Genomic DNA, 12,402 nt, shown 5'->3' on the forward strand with positions numbered 1-12,402 from the left:
GCCGCATCCCTGACAAGGATGCGGCTTTCGTTTTTGCGAGACAGGGAAGGGCGCTTACATGCCCGAGTAGTTCGGCCCGCCGCCGCCTTCCGGGGTGACCCACACGATATTCTGTGTCGGGTCCTTGATGTCGCAGGTCTTGCAATGCACGCAGTTCTGCGCGTTGATCTGCAGGCGATCGGAATTGTCCTCGTTCTTCACGAATTCATACACCCCGGCCGGGCAGTAGCGCGATTCCGGGCCGGCGTACTTGGCCAGATTCACCTGCACCGGAACATTCTTGTCCTTCAGCGTCAGGTGCGCGGGCTGGTCTTCACCGTGGTTGGTATTGGAGATGAAGACCGAAGACAGGCGGTCAAAGGTCAGCTTGCCATCCGGCTTGGGATAGGCGATCGGCGCGAAGTCCGAAGCCGGGCGCAGGCATTCGTGGTCGGCGTGGGTATGGCGCAGCGTCCACGGCGCCTTGCCCCCGAAGAGCACCTGGTCGATACCGACCAGCAGGGTACCGGTGATCAATCCCTTGCTCATCGACGGCTTGAAATTGCGTGCCTTGTGCAGTTCTTCCTTCAGCCAGGAAGCCTCGAAGGCTGCCGGGTAAGCCGCCAGCTCATCGGACTGGCGGTTCTCGCCCAGCGCCGCGAAGGCGGCATCTGCGGCCAGCATGCCACTCTTGATGGCGGCATGGCTGCCCTTGATGCGCGAGGCATTGAGGAAGCCCGCATCGCAACCCAGCAGGGCGCCACCGGGGAAGACCAGCTTGGGCAGCGATTGCACGCCACCGGCCGTGATGGCACGTGCGCCGTAAGAGATGCGTTTGCCACCTTCGAAGAACTTGCGGATCTCCGGATGGGTCTTGTAGCGCTGGAATTCCTCGAAGGGCGAAAGATACGGATTCTGGTAGGCCAGTCCTACGACGTAGCCGACGGCGACCTGGTTGTTTTCCAGGTGATACAGGAAGGAGCCGCCATAGGTGTCATTGGCCAGCGGCCAGCCGGCGGTATGAACCACCAGGCCGGGCTGGTGTACTTCGGGCTTCACTTCCCACAGTTCCTTGATGCCGATGGCATAGGTCTGCGGATCGCGGCCGGCATCGAGCTTGTACTTGGCGATCAGTTGCTTGCCCAGGTGGCCGCGCGCCCCTTCGGCGAAGAAGGTGTATTTCGCGTGCAGCTCCATGCCCAGCTGGAAGTCTCCGGTGGGTTCGCCTTCCTTGTTGATGCCCAGGTTGCCGGTCGCCACGCCCTTGACCGAGCCATCCTCGTGATACAGCACTTCGGCCGCCGGGAAGCCGGGGAAGATCTCCACGCCCAGCGCCTCGGCCTGCTGGCCCAGCCAGCGGGTGACGTTGGACAGCGAGATCACGTAGTTGCCATGGTTCTGGAAGCAGGTCGGCAGCAGCCAGTTGGGGGTCTTGTAGGCCTTGCTCTCGGAGAGGAACAGGAAACGGTCTTCGGTCACCGGTGTATTCAGGGGCGCGCCTTGTTCCTTCCAGTCGGGGATCAGTTCGGTCAGTGCACGCGGGTCCATCACCGCGCCGGAGAGGATGTGGGCGCCGACTTCGCTGCCTTTTTCCAGCACGCAGACCGAGACTTCCCGGTTCTGTTGCGCAGCCAGCTGCTTGAGGCGAATCGCTGCCGACAAACCAGCGGGGCCGCCGCCGATGACGACGACGTCATATTCCATCGATTCGCGAGGGCCGTATTGTGCGAGCAAGTCTTGAGAAGAAGTCATGGGTGTCCCGTGTTATGTGAACTGCCTGTTTTTCGAACGATCGTGCTATTGTTAAGTATTTTTCGAAGGAACGCTAGAGGGAATGGCGATTTCGCAGCCTTTTTATTCAGCATCCTTCGTTCATGTCTGAAACAATGCACACAAACTGAAGCCGGTGCCGGCGTCAATCGGTCTATCGCGCCGCGCTGGTTGGTTTCCGCAGGTGCCGTATTTTATGGGATTTTCAGGGCAGGTCTCATCCCGTATTCGGCGGATGTCATTACCGGCCCTCATGACCCCTGCAGGTCATGAACTTGTGCGGGCGAGCAACATGAATCGGTAATGACGCTGGAAATGCTGCAGCATGCGGGTCGCCATTGCGTCGCAAATGCGACAGCGGCCCCCTGCCGCGCATGAAAAAAATTTCAGTTATTGATGAATCAAACCAGGAAAGGACCCACGATGAGCAGTCACGAAGCCGCCGCAAGCAAGCCCCTGTACGTCTCGCAGCAACGCATCCGCTGGGGCGACATGGACGCCTTCGGCCACGTCAACAACACGCTCTATTTCCGTTTCATGGAGCAGTGCCGCATCGAGTGGCTGGAAGAGGTGTTCGGCCCCACCATCGCAGGCGAGGAGGGCCCGGTGATCGTCAATGCGCACTGCAATTTCCGCCGCCAGATGAAGTATCCCGCCAGCATCCTGGTGCAGATGGGCGCGGGGCACCTGGGGCGCACGAGTGTGGAAACTACGTATGTCATCCGCGACGCTGCCGATGAACAGATCATTTATGCTGACGGTGCCGCAAAAATCGTCTGGGTCGATTTCAAGAAAGAGAAATCCACTGCACTGCCTGAGAAGCTGCGACAGCTCCTGACAAGCCTGTAAGTTTGGCGCAAGGAAACTGGGACAGAATCGGCCCGACACTCCCGCAAGGATTCGCCACAGAGCGAAGGGGAGCGGAGAATTCGTTCACACGGAGCGGGTTCCAAAAGCGCTACGCCCGCTCGCGTGCTAGCCAACAATTACATTCTGGAGGATGACATGAGCTACAAGACCCAAGCCTTTGTTGCCGCTGCCCTGATGAGCCTGGCGCTCACTTCGCAGGCTGCGGATCCGATCAAGATCGGCGTTTCCGGCCCTTACACCGGTGGCTCTGCCCCGATGGGCGTGTCCATGCGTGATGGCGTCAAGCTGGCCGTGGCCGAGATCAATGCCGCTGGCGGCGTGCTGGGCCGGCAGATCCAGCTGGTCGAGCGCGACGATGAAGCCAAGAACGAACGCGGCGTGCAGATCGCCCAGGAACTGATCAACAAGGAAAAGGTGGTCGCCACCGTCGGCTTCATCAACACCGGCGTGGCCCTGGCCTCGCAGCGCTTCTACCAGGAAGCCAAGATCCCGGTGATCAACAACGTGGCGACCGGCACCGTGATCACCAAGCAGTTCGAGAAGGAAAAGGACAACTACATCTTCCGCACCTCGGCCGCCGACAAGATCCAGGCCAAGATGATCGCCGATGAAGCGGTCGACAAGCAGAAGTTCACCAAGGTCGCCATCCTGGCCGACTCCACCAACTACGGCCAGCTCGGCCGTGAAGACCTGGAAAAGGTGCTGGCTGACAAGAAGGTCACCCCGGTGGCCGTCGAAAAGTACAACATCAAGGATGTGGACATGACGGCCCAGCTGCTCAAGTCCAAGCAGGGCGGCGCACAAGCCGTGCTGACCTACGGTATCGGCCCGGAACTGGCGCAGATCGCCAACGGCATGGAAAAGCTGAACTGGCAAGTGCCCATCATCGGCAGCTGGCCGCTGTCGATGGGCAACTTCATCGACAACTCCGGCAAGAACGGCAACGGTGCCCGCATGCCGCAAACCTTCATCCAGGACGGCAACACGCCCAAGCGCAAGGCCTTCATCGAGGCTTACCAGAAGGCCTACAAGGTTGACCGCATGCCTTCGGCCGTCTCGGCTGCCCAGGGCTATGACTCCATCCTGCTGCTGGCCGCTGCCATCAAGCAGGCTGGCACCACTGATGGCGACAAGGTTCGCGCTGCGCTGGAAAACCTGAACACCAAGGTCGAAGGCGTGGTCACCACCTATGACAAGCCGTTCACCCATGACGATCACGAAGCCATCAAGCCTGGCATGGTCGTGATGGGCGAGGTCAAGAACGGCCGCGTCATCCTCGGCAAATAAGAACCGACTCGCTTCACTTCACGTAACGCAGTCGAAGAGGCCAGTCCTTGCGATCCGGGGGCTGGCCTTTTTCACACGATCTGTTGACGAATTTCTAACGGCGCCGGGGGCGGTCGCCGCGGGATCGTTGCAGCTCTACGCCGCCACCCGGCGGTAGCCGCTTCTTGGGAAATACAATGGACATCCTCTTACAACTGGTCTTCTCCGGGATCGCGCTCGGCATGATCTATGCCGTCATCGCCTTCGGTTACCAACTGACCTTTGCCACGTCCGGCACGCTCAACTTCGGCCAGGGTGAAGCCCTGATGCTGGGCGCGCTGGTCGGGCTCTCCGTGGTGGGCAACATCCACGGCGGGCCTTATCTCAACTACTGGCTGATGATCCCCATCGTGCTGGTCTTCGGTGCCCTGCAGGGCATGTTCGTGGAATGGATCGGCGTGCGTCCGGCCATCAAGATCAAGTCCGAATTCGGCTGGATCATGTCCACCATCGCGCTGGCCATCATCTTCAAGAACGTCGCCGAGAACATCTGGGGCAAGGACGACCTGCCGTTCCCGTCGCCCATCTCCGGCACGCCCTTCCAGGTCTTCGGGGCCAACGTGCAGCCGATGCAGGTGCTGGTGGTGATCGGTGCCTTGCTCATCATGGCGGCGGTCGAATTGTTCAATCGCAAGTCGATCTACGGCAAGGCCGTGGTAGCTACCTCCAACGACCGCGATGCGGCGGGGTTGATGGGCATCAATACCAGCATGGTGATCACTTTTTCATATGCCCTGTCTTCGGCCACCGCCGCCTTCGCTGGCGTGCTGGTAGCACCGCTGACGTTGACCGGTGCCACCATGGGCGCGGCACTGGGCTTGAAAGCCTTTGCCGTGGCCATCATCGGCGGCTTGACCTCGGGCATGGGCGCCATCGTCGGCGGCCTGATCCTCGGGGTGGCTGAAACCGTGACCGGTTTCTATATCTCCACCGGCTACAAGGAAGTCCCTGGACTGGTGCTGCTGCTGCTGGTCCTGGCGGTGAAACCTGCAGGCCTGTTCGGCAAAACTGCGATCAAGAAGGTCTGAAGCCATGAACAAGAAAATTCTGCTGCTGTCCTTGCTGGGCATCGCCGCGTTGGGCGGCATTCCCATGGTGGTGCACAACCCGTATTACCTGCACCTGATCGAAACCATCCTCATCTACGCCATCCTGCTGTTCGGGCTCGATATCGTGGTCGGCTACACCGGCCAGGTCTCGCTGGGCCATGCGGGCCTGTTTGGCATCGGCTCCTACGCGGCCGGCGTGCTGTTCTTCAAGCTGGGCCTGCCGATCTTCGTGACGATTCCGGCGGCCATTGCCGTGACTGCCGTCTTCGGTGCCATCCTGGCGCTGCCGGCGCTGCGCGTGACCGGTCCTTACCTGGCCATGGTGACGCTGGCCTTCGGGACCATCATCCAGATCCTGATCAACGAGATGACCTTCCTCACCGAAGGCCCGCTCGGGATCAAGGTCGCCAAGCCGATGCTGGGTGGCGAGAAGATGAACGAAGTGCAGTTCTTCTACCTGGTGGCAATCCTGATGGTGATCTCGATGCTGGTGGTGCATCGCATCCTCAAGTCCAACCTGGGCCGTGCCTTCCAGGCGCTGCGCGACAGTCCGATCGCCTCGGACTGCATGGGCGTGTCGGTGTATCGCTACAAGGTCTATGCCTTCATCATCAGCGCGGCGCTGGCCGGTTTGTCGGGCGCTTTGTATGCGTATTCGGAAGAGTACATCTCGCCCAATACCTACAACTTCGAACTGACCATCCTGTTCCTGCTGGCGGTGATCATGGGTGGCCGCAAATCGCGTATCGGCTCGCTGATCGGCGCGTTGATCGTGGTGATGCTGCCCAGCCTGCTGTCTGACATCGCGCTGTTCCGTCAGATCGCTACCGTCTTGGCCGTGATCGTGGTGATCGGCGCCGGCGTGCAGCTGGCCAAGGGGACCAAGACCGCCCGCGGCATCGCCGTGCCGGTGGTGGCGACCATCGCCATGGCCGCCTTCTCCTACAAGCTGGAAAACATCACCGACTGGCGCCTGACCATCTTCGGTTTGATGACGCTGTTCGTCGTGTATTACCTGCAGGACGGCATCGTCGGCTTCTGCCGCAGCCTGTTCGGCCGCATGCTGACCAAGCACGTGCCCGTGGCCCAGCAGATCGCCGGTGACAAGGAGCGCGCCGTCATCACCACCGATTCCGTCAAGGACGAGGGCGCAACGCTGCTGAAGGTGAACCAGATCCTGATGCAGTTCGGTGGCCTGAAGGCCTTGAACCGGGTTGACCTGGATGTGCGCAAAGGCAGCGTGCACGGCCTGATCGGCCCCAACGGCTCGGGCAAGAGCACCATGATGAACGTGTTGACCGGCATCTATCGTCCTACCGATGGCGTGGTGGAATACGACGGTCGCCCGATCTCCGGCAATACGCCTTCGACCATCGCCCTGGGCGGCGTGGCGCGCACTTTCCAGAACGTGCAGCTGTTCGGTGAAATGACGGCCACTGAAAACGTGCTGGTCGGCCTGCATCACACCTTCAACAGCAACGTGGTTGACGTGATGGTCAATACGCCGCGCTATGTGCGCGAAGAGCACGCCGCCCGTGAACGTGCAGCCGCCATCCTGGAGTTCGTGGGCCTGGCCAATCTGGCCAACGAGGAGGCGCGCAACCTGCCCTACGGCAAGCAGCGCCTGCTGGAGATCGGCCGTGCGCTGGGCCTGAACCCCAGCCTGCTGCTGCTCGATGAACCGGCCGCTGGCCTGACGGCACCGGACATCAAGGAGCTCGTCGCCATCATCCGCAAGATCCGCGAAGCCGGCATCACCATCATCCTGATCGAACACCACATGGATGTGGTCATGTCGATCTGCGATACCGTCACCGTGCTCGACTTCGGCCAGAAGATCGCCGAAGGCAAGCCGGCCCAGGTCCAGGCTGACCCCAAGGTCATCGAAGCCTACCTCGGCAGTGGCGCAGGCGATGCCCACGACAACCCACCCAGCCCCGCGGGAGCCTGAACATGCTGACCATTTCCAATCTGCACGCCGCTTACGGCAAGGTCGAGGTGCTGCATGGCATTTCGATGGACGTCCCCAAGGGCAAGGTGGTGACCCTGATCGGTTCCAACGGTGCCGGCAAGACCACCACCATGCGCGCCATTTCCGGCATGATCAAACCGAAGGGCGGGGAAGTCACGCTCGGCGGCAAGAACATCACCGGCCTGGACTCGCACCGCATCGCGCGCTACGGCCTGGCGCACTCGCCGGAAGGCCGGCGCGTCTTCGCCACCATGAGCGTGACCGACAACCTGCTGCTGGGCGCTTTCCCGCGCTTTACCCGGGCCCGCCCCAAGGGCGATATCGCGCACGACCTGGAACGCGCTCTGGAGCTGTTCCCGCGCCTGAAGGAGCGGCAGACGCAGCTGGCCGGTACCCTGTCAGGTGGCGAGCAGCAGATGCTGGCCATGGCGCGCGCGGTGATGTTGAACCCCGAAGTGATCCTGCTGGACGAGCCATCGATGGGGCTGGCGCCGATCCTGGTGGATGAGGTCTTCCGCATCATCGTGCGGCTCAAGGAGCAGGGCGTGACCATGCTGCTGGTGGAGCAGTTCGCCGCTGCCGCGCTCAATGTTGCGGACTACGGCTATGTGTTGGAGAATGGCAAGATCTCCGTACACGGACCCGCCGACAAGCTGCAGAACGACCCGGCGGTCAAGGCCGCCTATCTGGGCGGCGGCGCGCATCACTGATGGACTGCAAGCAAAGCAGCATCAGCCATGCGCCTGGCGTGATACTGGGGCTCGCACGTCGCGCAAGCTGATAGCGTGTCCGGTATATTGAGGGGGAGCCATACCCCCTTGAAGGCTGATTCAGGCGCACCCCCCGGTGCGCCTTTTTATTTGCCGCTGGCCCCTTTGGATGGCCGTGTGCAGTTAGAGGGGGCGGCGGCCGCACGCAATGCGTCAGTACCCAAGCAGAGGAGCGAGCATGTCCGAACGGCAGGACGCGTATATCGAGACCGAGGGCGGAACCTTGTATGCCAGCGTGTGGGGCGGTTCGCCCGAGGCACGCACGCCGATTGTGCTGTTGCACGACTCGCTGGGATCGGTCGCCTTGTGGCGCGACTTTCCTGCCCGGTTGGCGGCGCAGACCGGACTTCCCGTCATTGCCTATGATCGGGCCGGCTTCGGACAGTCCTCGGCGAGGACGGATGGACTGGCGCTGGATTTCATCTCTGCTGAAGCGTCCACGTCGCTGTCTGCGGTCCTGCAGCATTTCGCAGTGGACAAGGTGATCCTGTTTGGCCACAGCGTCGGCGGTGGCATGGCCGTGTCGGCGGCGGCACAGTGGCCGCAGCGAGTGCTGGCCGTCATCACCGAATCGGCGCAAGCCTTCGTGGAGGACCGGACCTTGCAGGGCATTCAGGAGGCGCGAACCCGCTTTGCCGATCCGGCACAACTCGCGCGGCTGGCGAAGTACCACGGCAACGACTTGCAACAGGCGCGCTGGGTGCTCTCGGCGTGGATCGACACCTGGCTCTCGCCTTCCTTTGCGCACTGGTCGCTGGCCCCCATGCTGGAGCGGCTGGTCTGTCCGGTGCTGGCGCTGCATGGCGATCTGGATGAGTTTGGCAGTCTCACGCATCCGCGCATGATTGCCAGCTTGTCTGCAGCGTTCCCGGGGCAGGGCGAGTCGCGGGTGCTGGCGCAATGTGGCCATGTCCCGCACCGCGAGCAAGCGGATCAGGTGATGCGGGAAGCCAGGGAGTTCCTGCTGCGCCGCGGCCTCATCTGACCCGTTCGGCCGCCCCGTTCATCGTCATCCTGGTCGGGCGAATGCGTGTGCGCGATCTCAGTCGACAGGATGCTGGCGGCGATACGTCTGCAGTCCCAGCAAATACATCGTGCGAATGAAAAGAGCGCGCGAGCGGTAGGTTTGTTGTGCCAACAGGTCAGCTTCCTCGAATTCCGCCTCATTTAATCGAAAATTCACCAGACGCGTCGTTCCTTTTGCGGGCTTGCGTTCGTTTTGTTGCTTGGGTGCCATAAGATGTCTCCTCGCTGTTGAGCTGAAAGCAACATTCTAGGAGAGGTCCTTTTCATATGTCATCGAATAAGAGTGAATTTTTGACAGTACTTGGTGATCGCCTTGCGCAAGAGCGTGGCCGCTGCGGTCATACCCAGAAATCGGTAGCGGACCAGCTCGATATCACGGCACGTACCCAAATCAAGTACGAAATCGGCGAGACCGCGCCGGACGCTTATTACCTGCACGGCCTGGGGGAGATCGGGATCGATATTACCTATGTGCTGACCGGTGTGCGCGGCAGTACGCCGACCCAGCAGGAGAGCGAGCTGATTGCCTGCTATCGCGCCGTGGATCCGGTGCTGCGCAGCTCCCTGGTCCAGCTCTTGTCGGGCTTGTCGCAGATGGCGAAGACGGGGAAGAAGAAGCGCGATCTGCCAGCCGCTTCCGAGGCCAAGCGCATCCGTCCGGGGCGGCAGCGCAAGGGCGCACCGGGATCGGCGCAGAGCGGGAGTGGTGAAGAGTCTGGCGCTACCGTTTCTGCCCAGATGAGGGAGTGAATGGCCGATGGTAAAAAAGGCCGGTAAGGGGAGTGGTAGCGCAAGAGCAAGAGACCAGGAGACTGAATGTGATCGCGAAGAGGTGCGATTTTTGAGGGGGTCTTGAGGGGTTGAGACAGGAAGTTCACACAAGCACACAAAGAGGCGCAGAAACGAAAAAAGCACCACGATCACTCGTGGTGCTTTTCGTTAGTGGTGGGGCGTCACAGATTCGAACTGTGGACCTACGGATTAAGAGTCCGCTGCTCTACCAGCTGAGCTAACGCCCCGTGGTGTTCCTGAAGAGATCAGGCCAACCGGGAAGTGAAAAAGGCCTCGGGTTGAGAGGCCTTTTGAAATTTTGGTGGGGCGTCACAGATTCGAACTGTGGACCTACGGATTAAGAGTCCGCTGCTCTACCAGCTGAGCTAACGCCCCGTTGCTGCACTTCGTTGTTGCCTCAGTGCTGCAAGAGAGAGCGCATTATAGGAGGGAGGTCGGGGTGGTGCAAGCTTTTTTTGAGAAAAGATGAAAATATTTTATCTCTTCGGCGTCCGCGCCACGCCCGGCCTCCTTTTGCGCACAATTTGCGTTACAAGCCCGATTTGATTCCATTGACCCAGGACTTGGCCGGCAGCTTGGTCTGGCTCTCGATGAGTGCCGCACGCGCATACAACTCGGGGAAATCGAACGTCACCGCGCCCTTGAAGGCCAGCGCCACCACGTTGCCGTCATGGACTTCCGGCAGCGACACCACGGTATCGAAGGCGTATTCCATCGCCCGCAGGTTCTTGGCATAGCTCGGATGATCGCCAAAGAGATTGACCGTCATCACGCCACCCGGTGCCAGACTGTCATAGCAGGCCTGGTAAAACTCGGGAGTGTCCAGCACCGGCCCGCGTGCAGTGGCGTCGTAGAGATCAACCTGCAAGGCATCGATGATGCCGTGCGTGGCAGCATGGACGATGAAATCCATGGCATCGCTTTCGATGAGCATCAGCCGTTCGTCCGGCTCGGGCAGCTTGAACATGCTGTGGCAGATGGCGATGACAGCCGGATTCAGCTCCACCGCCGTCACCTGCGCCTGCGGGAATTGCCGGTAGCTGAACTTGGTCAGCGCGCCGGTTCCGAGCCCGAGTTGCACGATATGGCGCGGCGTACGGTGGAAGAGCATCCACGCCATCATCTGCTGGGCGTATTCCAGCTCGATCCAGTCGGGCTTGCGAATGCGCATCGCGCCCTGTACCCATTCGGTGCCGAAATGCAGATAACGTACGCCTTCCAGCTCGGAGAGCGTGACCGGGGCATATTTCGGTTTGCGTGGTTTGCTGGCGTCGGCTTCCAGCTGGTGACGGCGACGATTGGGGCCGGCCTTGGTATTGGCCTGGGCTTCGATGGATTTTCTTCGGATGAGCATGATATGAATGAAACGGCGCGGCAGCCGGGGAGGCGGCCTGCGTATGCCGAATGATACCTTGCCTTGGTAGGCTGCCAGTGGCCGCTGCACGCTTTGCGCATATCGACATGCGAATTCATTCCTTCTGCCGGGCGCGCGCGTATGTGAGGATGCGGACCTCATCATTTCCGGAGTTACCATGCCATTGGCTGCAATCATCAAGCGCATCGCCGCTGCGCTGACCCTGGTCCTGGCGCCGCACGGCGCCAGCGCACAGGACAAGAACAAGATCAAGGTCGGTATCTCGGTCGGCAGTGCCGAAGCCATCTTCGACGTCGTCAAGAAAGTCGCCGCACGTGACGGCCTGGAGATCCAGACCGTGGTCTTCAGTGACTACCTCCAGCCCAATGCGGCACTGGCCTCCGGCGACCTCGATGCCAACGCCTTCCAGCATCGCCCCTACCTGGAAAGCCAGATTGCAGCACGTGGCTACAAGATCGTGCCGGTCGGCCTGACCATCACGGCCCCGCTGGGCATTTACTCGCGCAAGTTCAAGTCGGTGGACCAGCTGCCCAACGGTGCGCAGGTCGGCATCCAGAATGATCCCTCCAACGGCAACCGTGCGCTCCTGCTGCTGCAGAAAGCCGGCCTCATCAAGCTCAAGCCGGGCGTGGGCGAAAACGGCGTCAACGCCACTCCGCTGGACATCATCGACAACCCGCGCAAGCTCAAGCTGATCGAACTGGATGCGGCACAACTGCCACGCTCGCTGGACGACCTGGCGGCCGCCTCGATCAACAATGACTACGCCTACAAGGCCGGCCTGTCCCTGCAGAAGGACACCATCGCCGTGGAAGATCCGCGCGGCCGTTACGCCAACATCATCGCCACCCGCGTCGAGGACAAGGACAAGCCCTGGGCCAGGAAGCTGGTGCAGGCCTACCAGTCGGAGGAAGTGCGCAAGTTCATCGAGACCGAGTTCAAGGGATCGCTGGTGCCGGCGTTCTGAATTCCGCCCCAAGCATTGCTCTGTGCACCGCCCGCCGTCTGGAAGGGCGGTTTTTTTTGTGGGTTTCCCGTCGGGGTGGTGCGCTGGCGGCCGGTGCTCCATTACACTTGCGCCATGTTCAAGAACCTCATCCTCTGCCTGAAGCTGGCCATCGTCTTCTGCGCCATCGTGTTTTTCGCGAAGGCGTTGCAGTATTTGATTTTCAATGGCGGGTTTTCGGGGGAATTTTATGACTATCTGTTCTTCAGAAAATGAAGCCAAGACAGCCTGGCGACGATCCCAATGGGGAGCTGGTCTCGCACGATTGCTTCAGTAGCCCGATGGAAACGGCTCATCTGTTGCGCTCGCCTGCCAACGTCGCCCATCTGGAGCGCTCGATTGCCCAACTTCGGGCCGCCAAGATCGAGGAAAAGAAGCTGGATGAGTAATAAGCGCTAGTCAAGGAAGCATAGTCAGGGCGCCAGCCTCGCACGACTACCAGTATCGGCAAACGCGGGACAAGAAAG

Annotated in this window: 13 protein-coding genes and 2 tRNA genes; 10 read left to right on the plus strand and 5 right to left on the minus strand. The window is 60.8% G+C overall.

What is annotated here, in order from left to right; all coding sequences use genetic code 11:
* Nucleotides 1-54: 54 nt before the first annotated feature.
* Entirely contained in the window at nt 55-1,731 is a 1,677-nt protein-coding gene (locus tag E2K99_RS09020; RefSeq protein ID WP_121039214.1) for an electron transfer flavoprotein-ubiquinone oxidoreductase, read from the minus strand.
* Nucleotides 1,732-2,172: 441 nt separating this feature from the next.
* Here E2K99_RS09020 and E2K99_RS09025 point away from each other — a divergent pair, with 441 nt between their 5' ends.
* The 6 genes from E2K99_RS09025 (at nt 2,173) to E2K99_RS09050 (ending at nt 8,721) form a co-directional block, all read left to right on the plus strand.
* Entirely contained in the window at nt 2,173-2,598 is a 426-nt protein-coding gene (locus E2K99_RS09025; RefSeq protein ID WP_088754193.1) for an acyl-CoA thioesterase, read from the plus strand.
* A 156-nt stretch (nt 2,599-2,754) separates the two neighbouring features.
* Nucleotides 2,755-3,906 carry an ABC transporter substrate-binding protein gene (locus E2K99_RS09030; protein ID WP_034337699.1) on the plus strand — a complete coding sequence of 384 codons (1,152 nt, stop codon included), beginning with the start codon at nt 2,755-2,757 and terminating at the stop codon, nt 3,904-3,906.
* 176 nt (nt 3,907-4,082) lie between these two features.
* Complete coding sequence (locus tag E2K99_RS09035; RefSeq protein ID WP_039786681.1) at nt 4,083-4,973, plus strand: branched-chain amino acid ABC transporter permease; 891 nt, start codon at nt 4,083-4,085, stop codon at nt 4,971-4,973.
* A 4-nt stretch (nt 4,974-4,977) separates the two neighbouring features.
* Nucleotides 4,978-6,945, plus strand: coding sequence for a branched-chain amino acid ABC transporter ATP-binding protein/permease (locus E2K99_RS09040; RefSeq protein ID WP_134222007.1), 1,968 nt, complete (start codon nt 4,978-4,980; stop codon nt 6,943-6,945).
* Nucleotides 6,946-6,947: 2 nt separating this feature from the next.
* Nucleotides 6,948-7,676 (plus strand): ABC transporter ATP-binding protein, encoded by a 729-nt coding sequence (locus tag E2K99_RS09045; protein ID WP_034330243.1) that lies wholly within the window; start codon nt 6,948-6,950, stop codon nt 7,674-7,676.
* Between the two features lie 238 nt (nt 7,677-7,914).
* Nucleotides 7,915-8,721: an alpha/beta fold hydrolase gene (locus tag E2K99_RS09050; protein ID WP_134222008.1), complete on the plus strand. Its 807-nt coding sequence runs from the start codon at nt 7,915-7,917 to the stop codon at nt 8,719-8,721.
* A 57-nt stretch (nt 8,722-8,778) separates the two neighbouring features.
* Here E2K99_RS09050 and E2K99_RS09055 read toward each other — a convergent pair whose 3' ends face one another.
* A complete protein-coding gene (locus E2K99_RS09055) occupies nt 8,779-8,973 on the minus strand; it encodes a hypothetical protein (RefSeq protein WP_034330238.1) in 195 nt (64 codons plus the stop codon).
* Nucleotides 8,974-9,053: 80 nt separating this feature from the next.
* On the opposite strand from E2K99_RS09055, the gene E2K99_RS09060 reads away from it, so the two are divergent.
* A complete protein-coding gene (locus tag E2K99_RS09060) occupies nt 9,054-9,512 on the plus strand; it encodes a helix-turn-helix domain-containing protein (protein ID WP_240733881.1) in 459 nt (152 codons plus the stop codon).
* A gap of 193 nt (nt 9,513-9,705) precedes the next feature.
* On the opposite strand, the gene E2K99_RS09065 is transcribed toward E2K99_RS09060, so the two are convergent.
* The 3 genes from E2K99_RS09065 to E2K99_RS09075 all read right to left on the minus strand — a co-directional run bounded on the left by E2K99_RS09065 (nt 9,706) and on the right by E2K99_RS09075 (nt 10,908).
* A tRNA-Lys gene (locus E2K99_RS09065) sits at nt 9,706-9,781 on the minus strand.
* A gap of 72 nt (nt 9,782-9,853) precedes the next feature.
* Nucleotides 9,854-9,929 (minus strand) — tRNA-Lys (locus E2K99_RS09070).
* 154 nt (nt 9,930-10,083) lie between these two features.
* On the minus strand, nt 10,084-10,908 hold the full coding sequence (locus E2K99_RS09075) for a spermine/spermidine synthase domain-containing protein (RefSeq protein ID WP_134222009.1): 825 nt from the start codon (nt 10,906-10,908) through the stop codon (nt 10,084-10,086).
* Nucleotides 10,909-11,086: 178 nt separating this feature from the next.
* Between E2K99_RS09075 and E2K99_RS09080 the strand changes: the two genes are divergently transcribed.
* The 3 genes from E2K99_RS09080 to E2K99_RS09085 all read left to right on the plus strand — a co-directional run bounded on the left by E2K99_RS09080 (nt 11,087) and on the right by E2K99_RS09085 (nt 12,324).
* Complete coding sequence (locus E2K99_RS09080; protein ID WP_134222010.1) at nt 11,087-11,896, plus strand: MetQ/NlpA family ABC transporter substrate-binding protein; 810 nt, start codon at nt 11,087-11,089, stop codon at nt 11,894-11,896.
* A 114-nt stretch (nt 11,897-12,010) separates the two neighbouring features.
* The gene (locus tag E2K99_RS25480; RefSeq protein ID WP_166675052.1) at nt 12,011-12,151 is read left to right on the plus strand and encodes a hypothetical protein; all 141 of its coding nucleotides are present in this window, start codon (nt 12,011-12,013) and stop codon (nt 12,149-12,151) included.
* The gene (locus tag E2K99_RS09085; RefSeq protein WP_227022615.1) at nt 12,148-12,324 is read left to right on the plus strand and encodes a type II toxin-antitoxin system Phd/YefM family antitoxin; all 177 of its coding nucleotides are present in this window, start codon (nt 12,148-12,150) and stop codon (nt 12,322-12,324) included. Before E2K99_RS25480 ends, E2K99_RS09085 begins: the two co-directional genes overlap by 4 nt.
* Nucleotides 12,325-12,402: the final 78 nt, after the last annotated feature.

The sequence above is a fragment of the Herbaspirillum huttiense genome (assembly GCF_004367745.1).
In the GTDB taxonomy this organism is placed as follows: domain Bacteria; phylum Pseudomonadota; class Gammaproteobacteria; order Burkholderiales; family Burkholderiaceae_D; genus Herbaspirillum; species Herbaspirillum huttiense.

Coding starts and splice junctions, on each gene's coding strand:
- E2K99_RS09020 (WP_121039214.1), bottom strand. CDS start 1,731: ATGACTTCTTCTCAAGACTTGCTCGCACAATACGGCCCTCGCGAATCG.
- E2K99_RS09025 (WP_088754193.1), top strand. CDS start 2,173: ATGAGCAGTCACGAAGCCGCCGCAAGCAAGCCCCTGTACGTCTCGCAG.
- E2K99_RS09030 (WP_034337699.1), top strand. CDS start 2,755: ATGAGCTACAAGACCCAAGCCTTTGTTGCCGCTGCCCTGATGAGCCTG.
- E2K99_RS09035 (WP_039786681.1), top strand. CDS start 4,083: ATGGACATCCTCTTACAACTGGTCTTCTCCGGGATCGCGCTCGGCATG.
- E2K99_RS09040 (WP_134222007.1), top strand. CDS start 4,978: ATGAACAAGAAAATTCTGCTGCTGTCCTTGCTGGGCATCGCCGCGTTG.
- E2K99_RS09045 (WP_034330243.1), top strand. CDS start 6,948: ATGCTGACCATTTCCAATCTGCACGCCGCTTACGGCAAGGTCGAGGTG.
- E2K99_RS09050 (WP_134222008.1), top strand. CDS start 7,915: ATGTCCGAACGGCAGGACGCGTATATCGAGACCGAGGGCGGAACCTTG.
- E2K99_RS09055 (WP_034330238.1), bottom strand. CDS start 8,973: ATGGCACCCAAGCAACAAAACGAACGCAAGCCCGCAAAAGGAACGACG.
- E2K99_RS09075 (WP_134222009.1), bottom strand. CDS start 10,908: ATGCTCATCCGAAGAAAATCCATCGAAGCCCAGGCCAATACCAAGGCC.
- E2K99_RS09080 (WP_134222010.1), top strand. CDS start 11,087: ATGCCATTGGCTGCAATCATCAAGCGCATCGCCGCTGCGCTGACCCTG.
- E2K99_RS25480 (WP_166675052.1), top strand. CDS start 12,011: ATGTTCAAGAACCTCATCCTCTGCCTGAAGCTGGCCATCGTCTTCTGC.
- E2K99_RS09085 (WP_227022615.1), top strand. CDS start 12,148: ATGAAGCCAAGACAGCCTGGCGACGATCCCAATGGGGAGCTGGTCTCG.